We start from the raw sequence: 23,970 nt of genomic DNA, 5'->3' as shown, positions 1-23,970 counted from the left end.
GTTCGCCCGCTGTTGGACTTGCCCTGTCCATGCGAACTGTTCAGACCCGGACAATCTCTGTTCATCTGGCCGTCACTTCTGTTCCTCGAGATTCGAATTCGTCATGGCCGTTATCCCGCGGACGGTGGACGGACAAGCACGTTGCGCTTGAACCCGTATTTGTGGGTGAAGCCGGTGGCGGCGCGTCGTCCGGTACCGGTCATGGGCATGCCCTGCAGGACGCCGTTGTTGGCGGGTCCGGCGGCGCTGGTGGCGTAGTTGACGGTGGTGGCATGGATGGCCGGTTCCTCGACGGCGGTGGGTGCCGCACCGGCCCAGGCGTTGGGGACCGAGAGTCCGCCGACCTTGACCGAGGTGGCCAGGTGCGCGGTGGCCGCGAGGCCGCCGGGGTGGCCACCGCCCAGCGCGGCCAGACCGGCGAACTGCGGCGTCGGGTACCACGCACCACTACCACCGGCCGTGGTACCGATACCGAAGGTCAACTGCTGCTGCATCTGGTAGCCGAAGGCTCCAAGACCAACGCCGAAGTAGGCCTGCAGGCCCTGGCGCAGCGTGTTGAAGAAGCCTGGGGTCCAGCCATTGGGATTGTCCGGCGTCGGGATCGTGAACCACCCCTGCCACCAGGGCGGATCCTGCGCGGCGGCGAGCTGCTGGGGCGCCGCGGCCGGGGCGTTTACCGAGGCTTGCTGCAGCATCTGCGGCACCGTGCTGTTGGAGGCCATTTGCGTGCCGGCGTTGGTCACGGTCTGACCCGACTGGCTCGCCGGCTCGGAAGCGGCCTTTGCCACTGCTTGCGCCTGGTTGTTCGTCCCGTCCGGGGTGGTGGTCTGCGGCGACGACGTGATCGGAGGCACCTCCGCCTCGATCGCCGATGCGGCCGCGTAGCTGTACATGGTGACGGCGTCCTGCGCCCACATCTCCATGTACTGGGCCTCGGTGACCGCGATCGCCGGGGTGTTCTGGCCGAAGAAGTTGGTCGCGATCAGGGTCGCCAACAACACGCGGTTGGCCGCGATCACCGGCGGTGGCACCGTCGCCATGAACGCCGCCTCGAACGCGGCGGCCGCCCCCCGGGCTTGCATCGCGGTCTGCTCCGTATCGGCCGCCATCGAGCTGAGCCAGGTCATATACGGCAGGACCGCGGCGAGCATCCGCTGCGACACGGGCCCCATCCACGGTCCGCTGGTCAGCTCGGAAATCACCGAGTTGTATCCGCTGGCCGCTATGGCCAGCTCGGCCGACAGCGCGTCCCAGCCTGCGGCAGCGGCCATCATTGGCCCCGATCCCGGGCCCACATACATGCGACCGGAATTGATTTCGGGCGGTAACGCTCCGAAGTCCAACACCGTGTCCTCCTCAATTGGCCGGGATTGCGGTGGCAATCTCGGCTATCGCGTAAGAACCTGTACTAACCATTAGCGGCTGCCTCGGCACCTGCTATCCCCGGACCGCCGACCCGTTGAAAGCCAGACGTGTCCGCGGGTTGGCAAACCCGTTGAGCCGGCAATCCGGTAGGTTTAGGTGCATCCGCCCGCCATCGCCGACACGGTGTTCTACCACCATGTTTCCCGGACAGTTGGTCAGCAGCGTCATGCCCATCCTGCCTCGATTACCCCCCACTACCAGCAACCAAGCGACAGCTCGCTTGGGCTGAACTGCCGCTCGTGAAAGACACTAATGGCTTATACCCTGGCCACCGACTTGCGATGCCAACTATTCACACCAGGCCAACCATTGTTCACTCCCGGCCAACTGGCGTTCATTTGCGGCGGTTGGCTGTTCACCCGGGGTTCGCCTGCCTGTTTAGGACCGGACGCCGCCGGCGCCGTTGGTCCTCGTCACTCCTCGTCGAGGATGAGCGCCATCTCCGGGCAGGAGGCCACCCCGTCGCGGGTCAGCTCCGCTTCCTCGGGTGGCACCTCGTGTTCTTCGAGGATCGAATAGCCCGACTCGTCGATGGGGAACAGATCGGGATCGACGGCGTAGCACTGGGCGTGGCCCACGCATTTCGACTTCTCGAGACGAACCCTCACCAGGTCCCCTCTCCCGCCGCGTCCACGGATCGCGCCAGATCGGATTTGACGAATCGATAGGTAAATCGACCGCTTTCGAATTCTAGAAGATGCTGACACGCTCGAGGTCGGCCAGTTCCGCGGCCCACCAGCCGGATTGGAGCATGTGCGACACACGTGCGATATTGATGTGCCGCCGAAAACGGCGACGGCGTCGTTCCAGGCGCGGCCTGGCCGAGCCGGGCACCAGGAACGAAATAGCTGACAACAAGCGGAGATAGAGCGCATGAGCATCTCTGGCGATTACGAGCCAGGCGACTTCTACCTACCGCGGCTCGAATACGCCAAATTGCCCATGGCCCTCGACCGTGGTGTCGGATGGAAGGTGCTCCGGGACGCGGGCCCGGTCGTCTTCATGAACGGCTTCTACTACATAACCCGGCGCGACGACGTACTGGCCGCGCTGCGAAATCCCAAGGTCTTCTCGTCGCGGCTCGCGCTGCAGCCTCCCGGCTACCCGTTGCCGGTGGTGCCGTTGGCATTCGACCCGCCCGAGCACACCCGATACCGCAAAATCCTGCAGCCGTACTTCAGCCCGCACGCCCTGAGCAAGTCACGGCCGGTGCTCGAGCGGCACGCCGCCGAGATGATCGCGGAGTTCGCCGGCCGCGGCAACTGCGAGGTGATGGCGGATTTCGCGAACCTGTATCCGTTCCAAGTGTTCCTTGACCTCTATGGTCTCCCGCTGGAAGACCGCGACCTGCTGATCGGCTGGAAAGACGCCCTGATCGCGGACAACCCCTACCTGAGCCAGGAGGACCTCAACAAGGGCCACCTGCTGCTGAACTATCTGACCGACGTGATCGCCCAACGCCGGCAGAACCCGGGCACCGACATGCTGTCCCAGGTCATGACGGGCGACGGCGACTTCACCGATCTCGAACTGCTGGGAATGAGCCATCTGTTGATCCTGGCCGGCTTGGACACGGTGACTGCGGCGATCGGATACGCCATCTACGAACTGGCGCGCAGACCGCAGCTACGCGACATGCTTCGCGACAACCCAAGGCAGACAAGGGTTTTCATTGAAGAGATCGTCAGGCTCGAGCCGTCGGCGCCGGTCGCTCCCCGAGTCACCACGGAGTTCGTCGAAATCGGCGGCATGACGCTTCCCCCCGGCACTTCGGTGCGGTTGTGCATGGCGGCGATCAATCGCGATGGCACCGACTCGGTTTCGACCGACGACATCGTGATGGACGGAAAGGTGCACCGGCACTGGGGATTCGGCGGTGGACCGCACCGCTGCCTGGGCTCTCATCTGGCGCGCATCGAGCTGACCGTGATCGTCGCCGAGTGGCTCAAACAGATCCCCGACTTCGACGTGCCCCCGGACTACACGCCCGAAATCAGGTTTCCGTCAAAGACATTCGCGCTCAAAGCATTGCCGCTGAGTTGGGACTGACCGCGGTCGACCCGCGGCAATCCCAACTCAGCGGCTGCTGCCCTACTTGTTGACCTCGGTTGCCGCCACCTGGACGAACACACCGGTGTCCTCGGCCATCAGCAGGCCTCGACCACGGGGCAGCGGGCCGCCCTTCATCTTGCCGCGGATGAAGCCTTCGTCCGGGTCGGCGTCCATCACCAACAGCGGCGTGTTCGCCTGGTGCAGAGCCCGCAGAATCGGGTCGCTGCCCGCCGACGACCAACCACCGAACGTCCGGGTGACCAGGACATGCAGGCCGACGTCGGCGGCCCGGGTCACCCACGGAGCGATCTGGTGCAGCGGCGAATCGAAGCCCGGCGGCAGCTGCTGGACGTCGTCGACGATCAGGAAGATCTCCGGACCGCTCCACCACGACCGCGACAACAACTCCTGGGCGGATAGCCCCGGCGGAGGCTGGCGAGCGGCCAGGACCGCGGCCAGCTCGCCCACCAGCGCCTGCACACCGTCGAGGTTGTAGGCGAACTTCTCCACATACTCGGTGCCCAGGACCGTCAGCAGCTGACGACGCGGGTCGACCAGCCAGACCTGCGCCGAGGGCTTGCCCTCCGGGGGCGTCGGTGCGGTGCTCGAGCCCGGGGCATACAGCCGGCCGATCTCGGACATGATCGTGGCCAGCGTCGTGGTACGCCCACATTCGCGTCGGCCCGTCACCATCAAGTGCGCGTTCTCGTTGAAGTTCAGGTAGACCGGCGCCAGGTCCAATTCGGAGATGGCCCAAGCGATTCCGCCGACGCCAACACCCTGGCGGTGGTCGCGGGCAGCCAGCTCCCGCACCTGCTCCACGCCGAACCGCGCCGGCAGACGGCGCACCGGCGGCGCCTGGCCGCTCGCGAGCCTGCTGACGGCCGCGACGACGCTGTCGGACTCGAAGATCTTGTCGGGGGTGTTGGCCAGCGCGGGCCGGGCCACCAACGTGTGCAGGCCCGCTTGCGGGTCGCTGTCGAGTCGGACGTAGTTGACGGCGACCATGCCGCGCCCGGGCTTGACCGGGACGTCCTTGGCGAAGCGGGACCGCACCAGCTTGGCGTCTTCGACCGCGGCCAGGCGCAGCTCGACGCGGGACCCGAACCCGCTACGCACCGGCGGCCGCAGCTCGGATTCGCGATCGGCGGTGACCACAACGTGCACGCCGAACGAGGGGCCCTGGTTGATGATCTGGTTCACCTGCTCGATCAGGACCTCGTTCTCCTCGGCCAGCGCCCGGTAGTTGTCGATCACCAGGTAGACGTCGCCGAAGCCGTCGTTGGGCACCGGCCCGGCCTCGCCACCGAACTTGCGGCGCCGGAACACGTCCATCGACGCGATCCCGTACTCGAGGAAGCTGCGCTTGCGTTCGCGCACCAGGGCCAACAGTTCGGCCACCGTCCGGCGCACACCGTAAGGGTCGGTCGGGCCGGCCACCTCACCCACGTGCGGCAGGCGCGCGACCGTGGTCAGCGCGGTACTGCTGTAGGCCAGGCAGTAGAACTGGATCTGCTCGGGGGTGTGGGTCAGCGCGGCCGAGCAGATCAGCGTCTGCAGGGCCGTGGTCTTGCCCGCACCACCGGCGCCCAGGATCAGCACGTTGGCGCCCGGCCCGGAGGTGTCCACCGTCCACGGCGGCTGGTCGTGCTTGAACGGCCGGTCGATGATCCCGATCGGGAACACCAGGTCCTTCGACGAGCCGTAGTCCTGGTCCCAGGGGTGGCCGAGGAACCGGTTGACCAATTCGTCGATCGCGACGGGCTGGGTCAGCGGCGGCTGCCACAACCGGTAAGGCTCGAAGTCGATCTTGCGGAGCTGGTTGATGATCTCCGTGCCGACCTTCGGCGTCCTGATGCCTTCGTTGTCGTCGTCTTCGCTCTCGGCGCCGTCGACCTCGAGCACCTCGCCGTTGCCCAGAATCGGCGACGGCTCGATGTCCGGCCCGGCCTCGGTGACCTCGAGCGGGGTGAACGAGTTGGTAAACAGCTGCGGGCGAATGTAATCGATACTGTGCACCAGCACCGGCGCGTCGTCGCCGTCGATGGTGATCCCGCGGGAGTAGTAGTCACGCCACAGGAACTCCGCCTGGAACCGGACGATGTCCTCGAGGCTGCGACGGAAGTAACCCAGACCGGCTTGCGCGGGCAGGTTTACGGCGTTGGGCACACCAGCGGCCTGCGCCGCACCGGCGGTACGCGCTTTCAGCACCAACCGGTAACCCATGTTCTCCATGAGCTTTTCGGCGCGGCTCTCGATCGTCTGCGAAGCCATCATCAGGTGGATCCAGTAGGCGCGTCCCTGCCGGCCGATCGAGTCGAGGACGTCGACCGCGGTCGGCATGATGCGGAACCACTCGTAGAACTCGTCGATAACCACCACGAGCATCGGCAGCGGCGGCATGTCCTGACCGCGGGCGCGCATCCTGGACCGCACCGAGTTGTATTCCTTGGCGTCGTCGACCCCGGCGTTGTCGCACACCGCCTTGCGGCGGGCGATCTCACCCCACAGCGCGTCGAGGAAGCGCTCCATCAGCGCCTGGTCTTCCTCGAGGTCGGTGATGATCCGCGAAACATGCGGCACCCCGGCGAACGGCTTAACCGCCGATCCACCCTTGAGGTCGGCCAAGACGAACTGCAGCTCCTCGGGCGGGTGGGCGAGCATCAGCGACTCGATCACGGTGCGCACCAGTGTCGACTTACCGGAACCCGTCGTTCCGGACATGACGCCGTGGGGGCCGTCGCCGCCTTCGTCCAGTGATTTCATGTCCAGGAACAGCAGCTCGCCGTTGTCGGAGCGGTTACCGAACGGCACCCGCAACCGCGAGCGGCCCATCGTGTCGGTGCGGGCACCCCACAACGCGTCGAAGTCGATGTCACCGGGATCGTCAACCCCGTAGTAGGCGAGGATGTCCCGCGCGCCGATGTGCGCTACCCGTTGGCCGATCTCCTCGTAGGCCTCCGCGAGGCGCCAGTGCGCCAGCTTCTGACTGAACTCCTCAGCCTCAGCGGAGCTGATCTGGTCGGTCAGGGCGAAGAACCACGGCTTGTCGTCGATCACCATCCAGGTGTCGCGGTCCCGGGGCAGCGCCTCGATCACGCCCTTGTCGTCGAACCGCAGCGTCCGCTCCGGAACCGACGTCCACATCGAAGAACCGGTCAGGTCGAAGAAGGTGACGCCGTCGACACCTTCGGCGCTGATCACGTATTCCCATTGCGGGTCAACGACATCGGCGATGATCACCGTGTGCGGCGTCGGCGTCTGGGCCGACGAGCTGGCGTGGCGAGGCGTGAACGATCCACGGCCGGCGAACAATTCGGCTTGCTCGGCGGCGAACTCGCGCACCGAGCTGTAGACCATCCGGGCGTTACCCGCCGCGTCCTGGCGCCGCGAATCGCCGAAGTGCGGCAGCCACTTGACCCAATCCCATTCGTCCAGGTCCGAACTGACCACGACCATTTGCACGTGGTCGGGGCCATGGGAGAACGCCAGCTGACAGACGATCGCACGCATCAATCCCAATACCTGCGGGCGCTCACCGATCAGCGCGTACCACGGTTCCACGAGCAGCGAAACCATCTTGGGCAGGTTGTATACGACGCTTTGATAGCGACCGAATTCCTGAAGTGCCTTACCGGTAACGGGCTCCAGCTCGATATCGGTCGGCATGTTCTGGGGCTCACCCCAGGTCACCTCGGGGCGCGTCATACCCACGCCGACGCGGACCACACCGAAGTTGAGGTCCTTGCCGTCAGGCTTGCGCTCCCACATCCGCGGGGATCCCACCGCCGCCGACAGCGTGTCGGGAGCCGGGTGGAACCAGCGGTAGTTGGCGTCCATGCTGTCGGCCGACTCGTGCGCGGTCTCACGCAGCATGTCCAGCATCAGCATGAACTGGGCGCGCATCGAGTCGAGCTTCGGGCGGCTCATCTGCTGCTGGCCGCCGAACCGGCCGCCGAACATCATCATCGCCACACCGCCGATCATGAAGATCGGGAAAATCGCGCCGGCGCCACCGAATACGCGAGAGCCGCTGCTGAACACCATGGCGACCATGCCGATCATCAGGCCGATCACCAGAACGCCGACCACAACCAACCACACCGGCTTGCCCTCGGGCGGCGGAATGCTCAGCGGTGTCGGCAGGACGATGTTTTCCGGCTTGATGACCGGAGGCTTCTCCGGCGTCGGCCGGGCGAATCCACGCTTCACTTCGGTACCACCAACTCTGCAGGGGACATATCCATCGGGAGGGTGTCGTGCTCCACCAGCGCATCAGCCCGCGACAGCGTCGGGCCCTGCGGAAGGAGCCGGAGCGCGACCCACGGCGCCAGGCTCGGGTTGGTTTGCAAACCCAACGCCTCGCGCACTTCGCGGGTGTCGTCGACACCGAATCGGGCGCCGGCATCCGTCACCCACCATAGCGATTCGGTGGTTTTAGCACCCGGATCGTTGCCGGTCACGGCGACGAAGTTGGCGAAGTTAGGACCGAAGTAGACCTGGTCGGCGGTGCGGCCGGTGGTGTCCGACTTCACCAGCGAGACAATCTTTTTCGTCTCGGACTGCGACACCGGGATGGTGGGTCCGGAGATGACCTGGATGCGGGCCCGGTTCTCTCCGCTGGTCTTCTCCCACCACCAGCAGGTCGCCGGGTTCTCCCGCAAATCCGTGACATTCAGCGGGTTGTCCGGGTACGACGACAGGTCAAGCTTGTTGACCACCGGCATCTTGGCCAACGCCGCCGGCTCCACGGTCACCGGCTTGCTGTTGTTGGCACCGCCGGCGTTCTGCATGATCTGCGCGACCAACGGCGGCAGCGTCTGCACACCTTCGGGCAAGACCAGCGAATACTGTTGGGGCCCACTGATTTGCGGCGTGACGAGGATCGTTCCCACCGGGCCGGGGGCGTTGGGGAAGGTCGCCGCACTGCCCGCGTTCTGCACCTCGGGCACCGTCAACTCGGGGCCCACCGGCAACGCGTCGAACAAGGCGCGGCTCATCGGCTTTGCCATGCTGATCTGTTCCGGGGTCAAGCCGAGCGGCAACAGCACGGAGCGGTTGGCCGCGTCGATCCGCGATCGGCGTCCTTCCCGGATTACCCAGGTGTCGCCGTTGTAGCTCAGCACCACGGCGTCCGAGCCGTTCAATACGTGGCGGCGGTTACTGAGATCGGGCGTGCCGTCGATCACCGTCACGGTCACACCCGAGGGCGCACCGACGCCGGTCGAACCGGCGACGGTGTCGCAGATCAGCCACGACGACAGGGACGGGGTCTTGGGGCCGAAGGTCGACGGCGCACCGGGGATGCCCACCATCGGGCCACGCGGGACGTTGGCGATCTGGCTGGAGCGCACGAGGTGCGGGTTGTCGGGGCGTCCGGTGATCAACCTGGCCGAGGCCAGGTTCAGTGCCGGGTACAGCTTGTCGCCGACCCGGACGTAAAGCGCACCGGAGTCGCGGTCGGCGATGATCGGCGAATCCCCCACCTGACCGGCCGGGCTGATGAAGGAGTACAACAGCGCGCCCAGGCAGATCACCACCGCTGCGGAGACCGACGCCACGATGGCCAAGGTCTGGCGCCGTCCCGGCTCGACCTCCATCCGGACCCGCCAGCGGGTCAGTGCCATCGAGGTGCGCCGAGCAAGGAACTGATAGCCGGTCACCTGGGTGCGCGTCGATAGCCCGAGGCCGTACCCCGAGCCGCGCTGCCCGCGACTCTCTTCCGCCACTAATTCACCATCCGGTCTGTTAGAACGCCTGGACAACGTCCAGCACGCGAATCACATCGATAACCGTAAGCCACCCGCAATGACCTCGCCATGTAGCGCAATGTGGCGTTCACTTCAAAGCCTCGTCACGTCCATCAATCCGGCCGGCGTCAATCGGCATCGCCAACTCGCTCAGCGCCGGCAAACGCCGCTGAGCTGGCAGTTTCCCTGTTCCCCACTGGATCCCCCGGCCGGACTGCTCGTCTCTCCATTGGGATCGTAGCCGCGGACGGCCAACCCGTCCTGTCGAGCAAGCGCTGTCATTCGCCCGGCTCGCATCGTGCCGGGCGGCGTTTGGCAGCAAGATGAGCGGCATGACTGAGCTGGCACCTTCGTTGGTCGAACTGGCCGGGAGATTCGGCATTTCCACGTGGTACGAGGACTGGGCGGGCCGCCAGGCTCAGATATCGGAGCACACGCTGATCGCCGTGCTCGCGGCTCTCGGCGTCGAGGCCGGCACCGAGCAGGATCGCAACGCGGCCCTGGCCAACCAGCTGCGCACCTATTGGTCGCGTCAACTGCCGGCGACCATCGTCGCCCGCACCGGCGCCCCGACGCGGTTCTGGGTGCACGTGACCCATGGCGATCCCGCCGAAGTCTTGTTGCGGCTCGAGGACGGGACCGTGCACGGCGGCGTGCAGCAGGTCGACAACTTCACGCCGCCGTTCAATCTGGACGGGCGATGGGTCGGCGAAGCGAGCTTTGTGCTGCCGACGGATCTGCCACTGGGCTACCACCGTTTGCATCTGCGATCCAGAGGTATCGAAACCAGCGCCGCGCTGATCGTGACGCCCGACTGGCTCGGCCTACCGGAGCAACTCGGCGCGCGTCGGGCCTGGGGCCTGGCCGCCCAGCTCTACAGCGTGCGGTCCGAACAGTCGTGGGGCGTCGGCGACCTCACCGACCTGACCGACCTGGCCGTCTGGTCGGCGTCGCGGCACGGGGCCGACTACCTGTTGGTCAACCCGCTGCACGCGGCCACCCCGACGATCCCGATGGAGCCTTCTCCGTATCTTCCGACGTCACGCCGCTTCTTCAACCCGCTTTATATTCGCGTCGAGTCCATCCCCGAATTCGCCGACCTGGCCAAGCGTGGCCGGTTGCGTCGGCTTCGCGACGAGGTCCAACAGCACGCCGCCCGGCTCGATTCCATTGACCGTGACAAGGCATGGAAGGCCAAGCGGGAGGCGCTGAAGCTGATTTACCGGATACCGCGGTCCGCGGGACGGGAGCTGGCCTATGCCGCCTTCTGCGAGCGTGAAGGCGGCGCGCTCAACGACTTCGCCGTCTGGTGCGCGCTGGCCGAAAAATACGGCGGCGACTGGCATTGCTGGCCGGAATTCCTGCAGCATCCGACCGCGATCGGCGTCGCCCGGTTCGCCGAAAAACATGCGGAGGCGGTCGATTTCCACCGCTGGCTGCAATGGCAGATCGACGAACAACTCGCCGCGGCACAGTCGCAGGCGGTGCGGGCCGGCATGTCGTTGGGCATCATGCACGACCTGGCGGTCGGCGTGCACCCGAACGGGGCCGACGCCTGGGCTCTGCAAGATGTGCTGGCGCTGGGGGTGACAGCGGGCGCGCCGCCCGACGAATTCAATCAGCTCGGCCAGGATTGGTCGCAGCCGCCATGGCGCCCCGACCGACTGGAAGAGCAGGAGTACCGGCCGTTCCGCGCGCTGATCCAGGCGGTGTTGCGGCATGCCGGCGGTGTCCGGATCGACCACATCATCGGGTTGTTCCGGCTGTGGTGGATCCCCGAGGGCGCACCGCCGAATGAAGGCACCTATGTGCGCTACGACCACGAGGCGATGGTCGGCATCGTCGCATTGGAGGCGCACCGCGCCGGTGCCCTGGTGGTCGGCGAGGACCTCGGCACCGTCGAGCCGTGGGTCCGCGACTACCTCTTACTCCGGGGACTGCTGGGCACCTCGATTCTCTGGTTCGAGCTGGACCGCGACGGGACCGGCGGTCCGCTGCCGGCCGAACGCTGGCGCGAGTACTGCCTGTCGTCGGTCACCACCCACGATCTGCCGCCGACCGCCGGTTACCTGGTCGGCGACCATGTCCGGCTGCGCGAGTCGCTGGGATTGCTGACCCGACCCGTGGCCGAGGAATTGGAGTCCGATCGCGCGGAGTTGGCGGCCTGGATGGCCGAGCTGCGCCGGGTGGGGCTGCTCGGCGAGCACGATGACGAGCCCGAGCAGATCGTGCTGGCCCTCTACCGCTACCTGGGCCGGACGCCGTCTCGGTTGTTGGGCGTGGCGCTGACCGACGCGGTCGGTGATCGCCGCACCCAGAATCAGCCCGGTACCACCGATGAGTACCCAAACTGGCGGGTTCCGCTGACGGGCCCCGACGGTAAGCCGGTGATGCTCGAGGACGTATTCACCAGTCGCCGGGTCGCTACGCTGGTCGATGCGGTGCGCACCGCGCTGGCACCGCCGACCATCTGACCGCGCGCCTGTTAGCTTCGGGTGCCATGACGCTCTCCGCGAACGATCGATCCGCACTCAGCGATGTGGTACACCGCTATGCGGCCGGGGTTGACGATCGTCAATTCGATTCCGTGGCAGCACTTTTCGCGATAGACGCCGAGCTGATGGTGCCTGGGCCGCCGGCCACGTTGACGCCGCTTCATGCGCATCGGGGCCGGCCGGCCATTAGGCAGGCCGTTGCCGCGGTGGCCGCGGTGGCCCGTACCGAACACGCGATCGTCGGCGAGGTGTACGACGACGGGCCGCGTCCTGGCACTGCGCGCGGCCGGATCGCGTGCGTCGCCCATCATTGGACTCGGCGCGGCGATGAGGTATTCGACGCGGCTTGGCATTTGCGCTACGACGACGAGTACGAGTCGACGGACTCGGGGTGGCGGATCACGCGCCGACTGCTGACCGTCAATGCGATCGAGACGCGGCCGGTGCGTCGATTGCTGTCGTGGGATCCGGAATGAACGCGCTCACCGGCGGTCCGGGCGCCGAAGCCGTTTGGCCACGCGGGGTTTCGGGTAGCCGCGTCTGCATGGACCACAACAGCCACAGCTCGATTGACGAGGTTCGCTCTGGACCGCCGCAGCAATCCGTGCGGACGCCGGGCATGCTCGTTGTCGGGGCCGCGGTAATCGCACTGGTGGTATCCGTCACCGGATTTGCGTTGGGCGAGATCGGCATTGGTCTCTCGGCGGCCATTGCCGGACTGATGGCATTGGGCGTCGGGCTGGATTGGCTTGCCATGGACGGCAGGCGAATCCGCCAGGCGGAACGGGAATGGCTCGGAAGCCACCCCGCGCGGTGACGCCCGCGGCTACTGCAGCGCGGCCAGGTTTTCTACCGACGTGCGCACATCGGTGCGCAGCACGCGCGCCACAACCTTGCCGACCGGCCCGCTGAGCACCCCGCCGCCGATGTCGGCGTTCAAGTGAAAGACGGACCCCGGTTGAGTGTCGGTGACGTCCATCGCCACGGTGATCCGAATCCCACCCCGACCGCGGCCTTGCAGCTCAATCGATTTGGGTTCGTCGTAGCGGGTCACCGTCCAGTGCACGACGTTGCGGAATCCTTTGACCTTGATGCACGACGAGACTTTGGTGCCCTGCTCGATCGTCGACGGCATTTCACCGCGCCAGCCACCGAAGATGGTCATCCATTCCTCGAATCGACCCAGATCGGACGCCAGTTTCCAAGCGGCACTGGGGTCCAGATCCGACGTCGTCGAAACATCTACTTGCGCCAAAGTTTGTCGCTCCTCTTGAACCGTCCCGAGCGTTCAGTCGAGGTTCTACATACCCGCGCCGAGGGAACCGCAAAACGCGCGTTGCGTCACCGTCTCGGCCGGCCGGCAATTTGCCGGCGCATGCACTACGGCCAGGCCTCGTTCAACTTCTCTTCGACGTCGATGACCTGCGCGGCCTGCGAGTGGGGCGCATCGATCTCGTCGGCGACGTATTGGGCGATGAATCGGCGAATCTCACCGTCCACACCGGCCAGGATGCGCAGTATCTCGCCGCGGAACGACTTCGACGACACATTGACGGTGATATCGGAGGGTCGCGGCTTCGCGACGTCGACGATCAGGATCAGCGGCTCGGCCGCGCGTGCGGTCGCGCGCAACGCGATGTCACCGGAGACCTGAAAACGCTGCTTGTCGAGCCGCAGATCCAGCAGCAGATCAATCGAGAGCGGAATGTGAACGACGAAGGTGATGCTGTCCCCCAAGCGTCGCGTGACCCGCGGGTCTTGGATCTTGACGTTGGCGCTGACCTTGGCAATCCCGCCGGGTCCCTGGGCAATCGGCTCCATCGCGAATTCGTTGCCGGCGATGTCGGCGAATGCGGCGGCGACACGCTCGGGCGTGACGGCGACCTCGAAGAATCTGCGTCCGAATTCTTCGTAGGTGACGTAGTCGTGGTTTTGCATAGGCTTATACCGTCTCACGGCATTTGCCGGAAACTTCGCAGATCTGTCCGCGTCGCAGGAATTTCACCCTTCTCCGCCCCCACGGGATCGCGTTGTGAACAACGCCACACGTCGGCGCTTCGATTCGGTGTGTCGGCCGACGGCCTGGGACGCTTGACGACGGAGGTGTTGGAGTCTGATGGGCGCCCACGAATCAATTGAGCCGCGCTCAGCCGTCTCCCGGGTCGAGGGGGTACTCGCCTGGCTTGGTGGCGGTCACTGGCGCGAGTTGAGTGAACGCCACGAGCGGTCCACCCACGCCGTCGCCGGCGCAGTGGTGCTGCTCGGAGCTGCGCTGGCCTGGCTGGTCGCGGCCTTGGCGGTCAAGGCGTCGGCACGCTGGCCGCTGATTGCTGTCGTCGCGCTGACCCCGATGTTCGGCCTGCTGGTCGGGGCTGTGACGCGCGGCATCGCCAGCGGCCCGCACCGAGGCTGGCCCGGCATCGCCGGCCGGGTGGTCGTTGCGGTGACGGTCGGCGTTGTCGTCGGCGAACTCGCCGCGCTCGTGGTGTTTTCCCGTTCGATCGACCACCATCTCGAGGACCGGGCGCTGCGTAGCGCCGACTCGGCGCCGGCTGTCGCGCAGGCGTCGGCAGCGCTGCAACGCGCCCGTGCGGCGCGCAACGGGCTCGACGACGCGGTCACCCAGGCCCGCAACGGCCAGGACAACGCCCTGGTCGTCGCGCGCTGCGAATACCACCCGAGTCCGGCGTGCCCACAGACCCACATCACCGGCGATCCCGGTGCCGGGCCCGAAACCCGAACGGCCAACCAGATTCTCGCCGATGCGCAGCGTGAGCTGGACAACGCGTTGGCGGCCCGCGAGACCCAGGCGCCCGCATTGGACGCGACGATTTCCCGCGAGGAGCAGGCCGTCAACGACGCCCGCGACCGGGTGCTTGCCGATGCCGGCCCGGGCGGCGTTGGCGTGCGCTGGATCGCGATGAACGAGCTCACCTTCGCGAGCGCCGGGGCGATGGTGTTGCGCTTGGCGACCATCGCGTTTTTCGTGTTGGTCTATTTGCTTCCCCTGATTCTGCGGGTGTGGCGCGCCGAGACCACTCACGATCGCCGCGTGACCGCCCGGGCGGAGCGTGAGCGCGCCGAACTCGACGCGGATACCGCGATCGCGATCAAGCGCGCCGAAGTCCGCCGCGAAGCCGAAATCCTATGGGCCGAGCATCAACTCACTCAGGCTCGGCTGGCCATCGAAGCACAGACCGAGATCGACCGGGAGCAGCAGCGCCGTCGAGTCACCGAAGCCATCGAGGGCCCGCGCCCCGCGCCGCCGGTGCGGACCTTCGAACCGGTGCAGGAAGACATTTACCTGCCGATCGCCGCCGAGGCGGAAGCCGCCAGTCGCGCTACCGCCGAATTGCCCGCCGGCACAGCGGATTCCCATGTCGATCTGACGCCGGCGGTGAAAAATCTGCCGGCGGAGGTCGAACCGGCCGGCGCGGTTGAAGTGCCGGACGAGCCCACCACTTCGGCCATCCCGTCGATCCCCAGGGCCGCGGCGCGCTGGATTCGTCCGCTGGTGCCGCCCTTCGTCGCGCGGGCGATCGACACCACCACGGCACCGCTGCGCACCGCGCGCCACGTGTTCGAAGAGGTCGAGGAGATCACGTTCGCGCTCAGGCGCACTCGCAAAGTCACGTTCGACGCCGAAAGCTCTGGCCCAGGCGAGCCGCGCTCGTCGACGGCCGATACGCAACGTCCCGAGCGGATCGCCTCCGCGCGCGAGCACCACGAGACTGACGACCACCCGGCCCCGCGCGTGAATCAGCACCGTGCACCGGGACTGCGCGTCAAGGGCGCCGACGGGCTACCGCTGGCGCCCGCGGACAGCGATCGCACTCCGGAGTTGTCGCAGCGTGAGGGCCCGCGCCAGCTTCGCCCGCCCGAAGGGCCACGCCAACTTCCGCCCGGGAAATAGCCGCGAATCAGCCGACGGCCAGCTCGAGGCGTTCGAGACGACGCACGAGAAGACTGGGCAGCCACTGTCCAACGTCGGCTTGTGCGATCGTCGAGGTCCGATCCAGCAGCAGGCGCAATACGATCGTGGCTTCCAGGCGTGCCAGCGCGGCCCCGACGCAGAAGTGTGCGCCTTTGCCAAAACTGATGTGCCCCTTGGTTTCGGCGCGATCCAGCAGGAACTCCCCGGGCCTGTCGAAGTGGGCCGGGTCGCGGTTGGCCGCACCCCACAGCAGCAACAGGTGCGCGTCTGCGGGCAGCTCGACACCGGCCAGCACGGTGTCGTTTCGCACATGTCGGTAGTGGCCCCGAAACGGCGGCTCGTAGCGCAGTGTCTCCTCGATGAATGCCGGGAGCAGCGCCGGGTTTTCGCGCACCTGTTGCTGGATGTCGGGGCGGTTCGCCAGAATCCAGGCCGCGCTGCCCAGCAGCGACGCGGTCGACTCTCCCCCGGCGGCGAACAAGATCACCATCATCACCTGGGCGGCGAAGGTTTCGAGCTCGCCCGAGGCACAGGCAACGGCAAGCTCGCCCAGCAGGTTGTCCTGGGGATCCGCTGCGGCGAGATCGAACTGCTGGCTGATATAGCCGCCGAGTTCCAAGACCGCGATCCCCGCGGCGGCCAGTTGTTCCTCGCTGACCAGACCTTCCACTGTCTGGGTGGCCGCGTAGCCCCACTTCATCAGCTGCGCGGCATCGGTCGTGGGGACCCCGATCAGCTCTGCCACCACCATCATCGGCAGGCGGTTGGCGACGGCGTCCATCCATTCGATGCGCCCGTCGCGACAGCCCTCGTTCCATAACCGGTCCGCGGTATCGGTCGCGAATTGCTCGATTGCGCGAACTCGCCGGGCCGCCAACTGGCGCACCAGCAGCTTGCGGTGCACGGCGTGGGCGGGATCGTCCGCGGTGGCCAGCACGTGGGTCGCGCCGCCGAGCGGCTCCATCTCGAACGCCTTGATGCCGCCGTCGGGGGTGTAGGTCAACGTCGCGGTCAGGTTCGCCGAAAAGTCCTCGGGCCGGCTGATGGCGTCTTCAACGGCATCCCAGCTGCACACGGCGTAGAACTCGGAATCACCGATCCGGTGCACCGGCCCCGCGCTGCGCATGCGCTCGTACAGCGGGTAGGGATCCTGCAGAGATTCGGCACCGAGGAACGTGTCGGCCTGGGCTATGACTGTCACAGATTCAGCCTGCGAACACCGATATCACCACGTCAACGGTCATGCGAAAAGTTGAAAGCCGCCACGCGGCGCTCCCCGATCGGGCTGTCTCAGCGGTGAACCCGAACCTGCGACTATGGTGAGATAAAGGACTCCATTCGTCTCAGCATGAGATGAAAACGTTTTAAGTTCTCGCGACGAAGGTGGTAATCGATGGCGCGAGACGACTGGCTGGTCGGGGGCGACCGCCGCAAGATCGCGACCGAGCGCATCTATGCCGCCGCCACCGAGATGATCATGCGCGAGGGGCCGGACGGCTTTGACATCGACGCGCTGGCCAAGCGTGTCCATTGTTCGCGGGCCACCATCTACCGTTACGCCGGCGGCAAGGCCGAAATCCGCGATGCGGCCATCACCCGCGCCGCGTCGCGCATCGTCGAGACCGTGCGGCAGACCGTCGAGTCCATGAGTGGTCCGGAGCGGGTCGTCACCGCCATTACCGTGGCGCTCAAGCTGATCCGCGCCGATCCGCTGTATCAGCTGATGATCAGTCCGCTGCGAGCCGGCGATATGGCCTGGCTTACCGGATCACCGCTATTGGCCGGGTTCGCCACCGAGCTGACCGGCCTCACCCACGGCGATGCGCAGGGCGCCCAATGGGTAGTCCGCGTGGTGCTGTCGTTGATGTACTGGCCGGTCGGCGACGACGAGGCCGAGCGCCAGCTGGTCGAGCGTTTCGTCGCGCCCGCCTACGCCGGCTGAACGCGGTTACTCGTCGCCGAACGCCCCATGGAGCTCGGGCAGGAATCCGGCCAGGTGGTTCATCTCCTGCGCGCAATGCACGAGCAGATTCCGGGCGTTGGCTTCCGGGTTGCCCAGTATACGAGATGCGATGGGGCGCAGAGCCATTGAGGCAACCCCGGGAGCGTTGCGCACCGCGATATGCGGTCCGCCCATCCAGAACCGGGACCGCATTTCGGATCCGGTCGGCGTGGACCGGACGTGATGGATGAACCATCCGACATCCACCGGAGCGTCACTGGCGCCCAGCCGGGCGCAGATCGCCACCGCATCCTCGCTGTCGGGCGGACAGTCCATCTCCGCGGGAGCAACGAATTGGATTGCGCCATTGAGCATCGTCGAGCCGATGTACTCGCTGATCAACGACCAGCGGCCGATGTAGCGCTGGGCGCCTCGACGGGCGTCCGCATCGTCCGAGCCGTCCTTCCAGGCCGCGGACAGGTGCGCCCGTGGATGCCACAGCTTGTACCGGCGGGTGTCACTGCCATGCCAGCCGAACCACCAGGACCACATCGCCGGCGTGACACCGGGCATATCGGTGCGTACCGACACCTGATAGCTGCCGTCGTCCAGGACGCCGTAGCCGTTCTCGGTCTGCTGGTAGCCCTCCTCGGCGACGCCCGCGGCGTCTTCGAACGCCGGCATTGCCATCCCCCCTTGCGGACCGTGTTCCAGCGCCTCGACGACATGTGTTGGCAGCGAGGCCATTTCGGGATTGAAGAATTTACCGAACGGTGTGTTCGCGTCCTCGTTGCGGTAGCCGAGGTAAAGATCGCCGGCCATCAGAGTCGTCCCATCCACGCATTGAACAGACCATCCGGGTCGTAGGCCGCTCGTATCTTGTCGAGGCGGGCCATCGCTTCGTCACTGGCGAATCGGGCCGGACGCTGGCCGAGGTTCTCGTCGGCAAGCTGAATGCCCGTGGCCAGATGCGACATCGCGGCCATGTTGGAGCGCGCCCAGTCGCCGTACTTCGCGTCGTCGGACTCGTTCTTCCAAGCCCCGTACAGGGCGAGGTAAACCTCGTCTTCGATGCTGTAGGCCATGTCGGGGCGGGCCGGCGACGGCCCCCAGTTCAGCCACAGGAAGTGCGACGGGTGGTCGGGAATCGTGTCGATGATGTTGTGAATGCCCGGCAGCAGATCCTCGGCGGAGGCCGACGTCCACATGTTGTCGGCGGCGTAGCGGTGGTCGGACAGGTAGTTGCTCATCACGGCGGTGTACCAGGTGGGCATGTCGGTGGCCAGGTAAGGAATTGCGACCAGCGCCTTATCCACAACCGGCACCGTACCGAAGATGGCCAGGGCCTCCTGGGCTTGTTTCTCGGTGTCGGCGAATGCCGGCGACGCGAAGGTGATGGCCGGCGTTTCGATGTTCATGTTGGGGACGCTTCTGCTTGCCACGATTTGCATTTCGACGCGGCGGTCCACCTCGGCGCTGACGTTGCGCGCCCACGTGTATATCTCGTCGGCGAGCTCGATGGGATAGACGTAGACGCTGGTGCCGCAGGCGCCGGGGCGTGGGTACAGCTTCAGGTAGAAGGAGGTGACCACGCCGAAGAAGCCCGGGCCGGCGCCGCGCGCGGCCCAGTACAGATCGGCGTGATTGTCTGCGTCGCAATGGATTTGCTCGCCCTCGGCAGTGATCACATCCAGGCCGATGACGTTCTCACACGCCAGGCCCCAGACCCGGCTGTTCCAGCCGTATCCGCCCTGCAGTAGGTAACCGCCGACGCACACACCCTTGCAGTGTCCGGCGGGAAAGAACAGATTCTGCGCTTCCAGCTCGGCCATCAGGATGCTGCCGCCCTTGCCGGGGCCGACCACGGCGACGCCCTTTTCGGCATCGATACTCGCGTGATTGATCCGGTTGACGTCGACCAGCACGGCGCCGTCGCGCAAGTGATTGGCCGCCCAGCTGTGGCCGCCCGAGCGGATGTTCACCTTGAGGCCGTTGGCCTTGGCATAGCGCAGGGCGCTGACGATGTCGTCGGTGTCGACCGCCGCAACGATCAGCTCCGGGTAGCGCGCGGGGACTCGTTGGTTCCATACCGTGCCGCGGCGAGCATCTTCGTATCCGGCGTCGCTGCGAAAAAAGTGCCGCCCTGCGGGTAGCGAACTCATCTGGAGCTCCTTAGATCCATATTGCGGGTCTTGGTAGTCCGCACTGCGGAACACTATAGTGGAAGTGTGGCACCCACGGAACCCGCTTCGCCCACGAATCGCGACGAAGGCATCCAGGTGCTGCGCCGGGCCGCCGCGGCGTTGGACGAGATCGCCGCCGAGCCGGGACGGCTGCGGCTGGTCGACCTCGGTGAGCGGCTCGGACTGGCCAAATCGACGGCGCGGCGCCTTCTGGTCGGTCTGGTGGAAGTCGGGTTGGCCGGGGTGGATTCACAAGGCCACTTCTCGCTGGGCGAGCGATTGCTGGGGTTCGGCAGCGCCGCGGGACCGCACGTCTCGGCGATCTTCCGGCCGACCATCGAACGGGTAGCGCGGGCGACCGACGGTGAAACCGTCGATTTGTCCTTGTTGCGTGGCCAGCGGATGTGGTTCGTCGACCAGATCGAATCCTCACACCGGCTCCGCGCGGTCTCTGCCGTCGGTGTCCGATTCCCGCTGGAAGTGACCGCCAATGGCAAGGCGGCGCTCGCGGCGCTGGACGACACCGAGGCGGAGGCGATGATCTCCAGGTTCAGTGCCGGCGTGGCCGAGCGGCTTCGCCGCGAGCTCACCGAGATCCGGCGTAGCGGGATCGCATTCGACCGGGGCGAGCACACCCCGGGAATTTCGGCGGCCTCCATCGCGCGACGGACGTTGGGCGACAACGTCGTCGCCATCTCGGTGCCGGCTCCCACCGAGCGCTTCCTGGAAAAGGAGCAGCGCATCATCGCAGCATTGCGCACCGCGGCCGACTCACCGGCCTGGAGTCGTTGACGAGGCGTGAAGGGGCGGTGAAGACTCGCCGACGGACCGCCGCTAGTGCCCGATCGTCGGCGTCAGTCCCGTGAATTCTTGACGTGGGTTGGCACGGCCGTGGTACCCCCCAGGGACCCCGGCCGCGCCAAGATCGTGATCACGTCTCAGCAGCTCAGTGCAGCTGCTCCGCTGAACAGTTGACCCCACTCGTGGCGCGCAGCCGACTGCGCCTCGATGAAGCTCGATGTCTTTTCGCCCTCGCCGGCCAGGTGCACGAGCGCCCATGCCATCGCGAATACCGGAACCTTGTGACGCAGTGCCGCAGTGTGCAATTCGTCGAACGCCGTCTCCGAACGGCACCGGCGAAGGCCGATGATGATCCCCCGCGCGGTGTCGAGAATGCGGCCGGAGTTCGGTCCGCACGAGGAAGGTGCGGGAACCCAGTTCGCCATGCTCTTCATACCTCCTGTCGCCCTTAACGAAAATCCGCTACTCGGCATAGCGAACAAGAATCCGTGCCAGAACGCATGACTCGCGATCGGGATTCTCAAAGGCGCACTGTGCCATGATTTGTCGAATGGCACCGTTATGCCATACCGCCGCCGATACTGATATGTGGTCGTGATCGTGTCGGTATGCGCCGGTAGTCACGTCGGCGGCATCTCAGTTCCGAATTAGGTTGCGAGCGAGGTCAACTCGTCAAACCCCGCGACGATGGCGTCGTAGAAGACATCATAGTCGGGTATCGCGACGGTATCGACGTTGATGCCGATCGCGCAGGTGTCGACGTAGGTCAGCAACGTAACATTGACCGACGCTCCGATCGTCGGACCGAATGCGTATTGGGCGCGTACCGCCGCCCCGCCCAGGTAGACCCGCACCGGCACTCCCGGCACGTCGCTGGCCACGAAGTCGACGTGACGCAGTACCGAACCGATGTACCAGCGCGGCATCAGGTTCAGCGCGCCGGCGATCAACTGCGTATAGGGCAGCGATCTCTCATCGCGCACCGCGCCGGTGCGCTGGTGTATCGCCTTGATTCGTGCGGCCGGGTCGGCCTCGCTCACCGGCACGTCAAAGCGCATCAGCGTGATCCGGTTTCCTCCCATCTCGTCGGCGGCTGTGCGCAGACTGATCGGCATGGAAAGGTGCAGATCGCCGATCTCGACCCCGTGTTTCTCGTGGTATTGCCGCAACCCACCGGCTACGCCGGCGACGAACGCGTCGTTCAGCGCGCCCCCGCATCGGTGCGCTGCTTCCCGAAGGAGCGACTTCGGCACCTCATGGACACCGAGTCGCCGGATCAGGCCACGCTCGGTGATCAGCGGTGACCCGGTCCGGGCTATCGGCCGCACCGTCCGGTAGACCGATGCCGTGGTCGCCGCCGCGGATCGGACCGTCGAGATTGGCCGCCGAACACTGTCGATCAGCAACCGTGGAGCCGTCTTGACGACACCGATCAACGCCTTGCCCATCAGGTCGGCGTCGTATCGCCAGGAGTCGCGGTAGTCCCCCAGCAACGACGGGTCGTATCCCTGCGGCTCGGGCGGCAGGGACTCGTGCGGATAGATCTCTTCGGACAGGTTGAACAGGTTCATCGCGATCTGGACGCCCCCGACTCCATCGGTGAGCGCATGGTGGAACTTGCAGATCATCGCCGCGCCACCGTCTTTGAGGCCATCGATCAGCGTTACCTCCCAGAGCGCCCGCGCCCGGTCGAAGTCCTGCATCTCGGCCAATCGGGCCACCTCGAGTACGTCCTCGATCCCACCGGCCCCCGGGCAGGAGGTTCGGCGAATGTGGTAGCCGAGGTCGAAGTCCCGCACGTACTCCCACCGCGGTGGGGCCGGCGGTGGTGACGCCACCACCCGCTGCCGAAACATCGGTAGTTTCCTGCTGATCAGGTCGAGTCGGTCACGCACCTCATCCCAGTCCGGGGATCGGTCCAGCAACACGATGCTGACCACAGTTGACCGCAGCCGTGGATCGGCTTCCATTGCCCACGTGAAGGCATCGCTGTTGCGCATGAAGGTGGCCATGATGTACCTCGGGCACAAACCTACGACTCGTAGCCGCCGTCGTCATCAGTTTGTTGGCAGACAATGACTTTGGTCCCTCGGATAGGAGCCGTTTGTCAACTGTCGGGCCGGTGGCGTGGTCCGCCGGTATCAGAGGATCGAGTTGAGATCCTTCGCTTTTGCGATGTCGTCCCACTCGACGCCGAGCTCGAGCAGAATCTCCTCGGTGTGCTGACCATGTTCTGGAGCCCGCGCCGGAAGTGGGGGCGTTTCGTTGAATTGGACCGGCGCAGCGACGATTCGATATTCCTCGCCGTAATCGTCGACGTTTGTCACCACGTAACCGTTGGGTTCCACTTGCGGGTCGTTGAGTGTCTCCCTCGGTGTGGCAAGTGCGCCCCACACGCCCGGTTCGCTTGCGAGCACCTGCTGCCAGTGCGCGAGGTCCTGGCCGGCGAAAGTCTTCGCGACGATCTCGGTCGCCGCGGCCGCGTTCGCGATCAGATTGCTCGACGGCACGAAGCGCTCGTCGGTGGCCAACTCCGCAAGTCCGATGCGCTCACAGAAGCCGGCCCAGAATTTGTCGGGTTGCAGGAAGACCAGCTGGATCCATCTGCCGTCCTTGGTCTGGTAGCGGTTCACCAGCGGATTGATGGCCAATCCCGGTGGGGCCCCGGGAATTCCGTCGATATCAAAGAAATCGGCGGCACAGATTGACGGCGCGATGGACCACATCGCCTGGGCCAGGAGGGAGGAGTCGACGATTGTCGGCTCGCCGGTGCGTTCCCGGTGGAACAGCGCCGCGCACACGCCACCGGCCAGCGTGGCCCCGCCTTGCAGGTCCCCGAAGCCGGGGCCCTGAACCGCCGGCGTATCGATCCCGAACGGGGTCAGGGTATAGGCGACCCCGCCGCGCGCCAGGTAGGTGGCCGCATCGAAGCCGCCGCGATCGCGGTCCGGGCCGCGGACCCCGAGGCCGGTGCCCCGCGCGATGATGATCTTCGGGTTGAACGCGCGAATGTCGTCGACCGTAAGCCGCGCGCGCTCCAGTGCGCCGGGCAGCCAATTCGTCAGGAATACATCCGCAGTGGCCAACAGACGGCCGAACAATTCGCGGCCCGTCTCGGATTTGATGTCGATGCCGATGCTGCGCTTGCCGCGGTTGCCCAACTCGAGGATGAAGTCGGCATCCGGGCGGGCCGCTTGGCGGGTGAAGCCGCCGACGACCAGCGCGCGGCCGGGATCGCCGAACGCCACGCCCTCGACCTTGATGACGTCCGCGCCCCAGTCGGCCAGCGCCGCTCCGGCCGAGGGGACATATGTCCAGGACGCCAACTCGACGACTCGCACCCCTTGCAGAACGCCTGACATCGCCAACCCCCTCGTCTCCGTCTGTT

General features: G+C 66.1%; 19 protein-coding genes. 7 read left to right on the top strand and 12 right to left on the bottom strand.

Annotated elements, in window-relative coordinates; all coding sequences use genetic code 11:
* Nucleotides 1–110: 110 nt before the first annotated feature.
* On the bottom strand, nucleotides 111–1,346 hold the full coding sequence (locus MAAFP003_RS13685; protein WP_096287706.1) for a PPE family protein: 1,236 nt from the start codon (nucleotides 1,344–1,346) through the stop codon (nucleotides 111–113).
* 492 nt (nucleotides 1,347–1,838) lie between these two features.
* Nucleotides 1,839–2,033 (bottom strand): ferredoxin, encoded by a 195-nt coding sequence (locus MAAFP003_RS13680; protein ID WP_096287704.1) that lies wholly within the window; start codon nucleotides 2,031–2,033, stop codon nucleotides 1,839–1,841.
* A gap of 265 nt (nucleotides 2,034–2,298) precedes the next feature.
* Between MAAFP003_RS13680 and MAAFP003_RS13675 the strand changes: the two genes are divergently transcribed.
* Nucleotides 2,299–3,474 (top strand): cytochrome P450, encoded by a 1,176-nt coding sequence (locus tag MAAFP003_RS13675; RefSeq protein WP_096287702.1) that lies wholly within the window; start codon nucleotides 2,299–2,301, stop codon nucleotides 3,472–3,474.
* A 42-nt stretch (nucleotides 3,475–3,516) separates the two neighbouring features.
* Here the strand turns inward: MAAFP003_RS13675 and eccCa are convergent, their stop codons facing one another.
* Both eccCa and eccB read right to left on the bottom strand, forming a co-directional pair.
* Complete coding sequence (eccCa, locus tag MAAFP003_RS13670) at nucleotides 3,517–7,689, bottom strand: type VII secretion protein EccCa (RefSeq protein WP_096287700.1); 4,173 nt, start codon at nucleotides 7,687–7,689, stop codon at nucleotides 3,517–3,519.
* The gene (eccB, locus tag MAAFP003_RS13665; protein ID WP_096287698.1) at nucleotides 7,686–9,206 is read right to left on the bottom strand and encodes a type VII secretion protein EccB; all 1,521 of its coding nucleotides are present in this window, start codon (nucleotides 9,204–9,206) and stop codon (nucleotides 7,686–7,688) included. Before eccB ends, eccCa begins: the two co-directional genes overlap by 4 nt.
* 353 nt (nucleotides 9,207–9,559) lie before the next feature.
* Here eccB and malQ point away from each other — a divergent pair, with 353 nt between their 5' ends.
* The 3 genes from malQ to MAAFP003_RS29615 are packed head-to-tail and all read left to right on the top strand — an operon-like array spanning nucleotide 9,560 to nucleotide 12,539.
* Entirely contained in the window at nucleotides 9,560–11,701 is a 2,142-nt protein-coding gene (malQ, locus tag MAAFP003_RS13660) for a 4-alpha-glucanotransferase (RefSeq protein ID WP_096291138.1), read from the top strand.
* A gap of 26 nt (nucleotides 11,702–11,727) precedes the next feature.
* Nucleotides 11,728–12,198 carry a nuclear transport factor 2 family protein gene (locus tag MAAFP003_RS13655; protein ID WP_096287696.1) on the top strand — a complete coding sequence of 157 codons (471 nt, stop codon included), beginning with the start codon at nucleotides 11,728–11,730 and terminating at the stop codon, nucleotides 12,196–12,198.
* Nucleotides 12,195–12,539, top strand: a complete 345-nt coding sequence (locus MAAFP003_RS29615) for a LapA family protein (protein ID WP_243394029.1) — start codon at nucleotides 12,195–12,197, stop codon at nucleotides 12,537–12,539. Before MAAFP003_RS13655 ends, MAAFP003_RS29615 begins: the two co-directional genes overlap by 4 nt.
* Nucleotides 12,540–12,548: 9 nt before the next feature.
* Here MAAFP003_RS29615 and MAAFP003_RS13645 read toward each other — a convergent pair whose 3' ends face one another.
* On the bottom strand, nucleotides 12,549–12,977 hold the full coding sequence (locus MAAFP003_RS13645) for a type II toxin-antitoxin system Rv0910 family toxin (protein ID WP_096287694.1): 429 nt from the start codon (nucleotides 12,975–12,977) through the stop codon (nucleotides 12,549–12,551).
* 125 nt (nucleotides 12,978–13,102) lie between these two features.
* Nucleotides 13,103–13,660, bottom strand: coding sequence for a hypothetical protein (locus MAAFP003_RS13640; RefSeq protein ID WP_090602139.1), 558 nt, complete (start codon nucleotides 13,658–13,660; stop codon nucleotides 13,103–13,105).
* Between the two features lie 178 nt (nucleotides 13,661–13,838).
* On the opposite strand from MAAFP003_RS13640, the gene MAAFP003_RS13635 reads away from it, so the two are divergent.
* Nucleotides 13,839–15,635 (top strand): DUF4407 domain-containing protein, encoded by a 1,797-nt coding sequence (locus tag MAAFP003_RS13635; RefSeq protein ID WP_096287692.1) that lies wholly within the window; start codon nucleotides 13,839–13,841, stop codon nucleotides 15,633–15,635.
* Nucleotides 15,636–15,642: 7 nt separating this feature from the next.
* On the opposite strand, the gene MAAFP003_RS13630 is transcribed toward MAAFP003_RS13635, so the two are convergent.
* Entirely contained in the window at nucleotides 15,643–16,857 is a 1,215-nt protein-coding gene (locus MAAFP003_RS13630; protein ID WP_207768531.1) for a cytochrome P450, read from the bottom strand.
* 192 nt (nucleotides 16,858–17,049) lie between these two features.
* Here MAAFP003_RS13630 and MAAFP003_RS13625 point away from each other — a divergent pair, with 192 nt between their 5' ends.
* Entirely contained in the window at nucleotides 17,050–17,598 is a 549-nt protein-coding gene (locus tag MAAFP003_RS13625; protein ID WP_096287690.1) for a TetR/AcrR family transcriptional regulator, read from the top strand.
* A 6-nt stretch (nucleotides 17,599–17,604) separates the two neighbouring features.
* On the opposite strand, the gene MAAFP003_RS13620 is transcribed toward MAAFP003_RS13625, so the two are convergent.
* Both MAAFP003_RS13620 and MAAFP003_RS13615 read right to left on the bottom strand, forming a co-directional pair.
* Nucleotides 17,605–18,420 carry a DAPG hydrolase family protein gene (locus tag MAAFP003_RS13620; RefSeq protein ID WP_096287688.1) on the bottom strand — a complete coding sequence of 272 codons (816 nt, stop codon included), beginning with the start codon at nucleotides 18,418–18,420 and terminating at the stop codon, nucleotides 17,605–17,607.
* Nucleotides 18,420–19,760 (bottom strand): FAD-binding oxidoreductase, encoded by a 1,341-nt coding sequence (locus MAAFP003_RS13615; RefSeq protein ID WP_096287686.1) that lies wholly within the window; start codon nucleotides 19,758–19,760, stop codon nucleotides 18,420–18,422. Before MAAFP003_RS13615 ends, MAAFP003_RS13620 begins: the two co-directional genes overlap by 1 nt.
* Nucleotides 19,761–19,826: 66 nt before the next feature.
* On the opposite strand from MAAFP003_RS13615, the gene MAAFP003_RS13610 reads away from it, so the two are divergent.
* Nucleotides 19,827–20,573, top strand: a complete 747-nt coding sequence (locus MAAFP003_RS13610) for an IclR family transcriptional regulator (protein ID WP_096287684.1) — start codon at nucleotides 19,827–19,829, stop codon at nucleotides 20,571–20,573.
* Nucleotides 20,574–20,719: 146 nt separating this feature from the next.
* On the opposite strand, the gene MAAFP003_RS13605 is transcribed toward MAAFP003_RS13610, so the two are convergent.
* From MAAFP003_RS13605 to MAAFP003_RS13595, 3 genes are all read right to left on the bottom strand, one after another.
* Complete coding sequence (locus MAAFP003_RS13605; protein ID WP_423790896.1) at nucleotides 20,720–21,016, bottom strand: ANTAR domain-containing protein; 297 nt, start codon at nucleotides 21,014–21,016, stop codon at nucleotides 20,720–20,722.
* 213 nt (nucleotides 21,017–21,229) lie between these two features.
* Entirely contained in the window at nucleotides 21,230–22,594 is a 1,365-nt protein-coding gene (locus MAAFP003_RS13600) for a wax ester/triacylglycerol synthase domain-containing protein (RefSeq protein WP_096287682.1), read from the bottom strand.
* Between the two features lie 129 nt (nucleotides 22,595–22,723).
* Nucleotides 22,724–23,944, bottom strand: a complete 1,221-nt coding sequence (locus tag MAAFP003_RS13595) for a CaiB/BaiF CoA transferase family protein (RefSeq protein ID WP_096287680.1) — start codon at nucleotides 23,942–23,944, stop codon at nucleotides 22,724–22,726.
* Nucleotides 23,945–23,970 lie beyond the last annotated feature (26 nt).

Source organism: Mycobacterium ahvazicum (genome assembly GCF_900176255.2).
GTDB classification, from domain to species: Bacteria; Actinomycetota; Actinomycetes; order Mycobacteriales; family Mycobacteriaceae; genus Mycobacterium; species Mycobacterium ahvazicum.
Note: the sequence above shows the minus strand (reverse complement) of the source record. Positions and strands in the feature narration are given on the sequence as shown.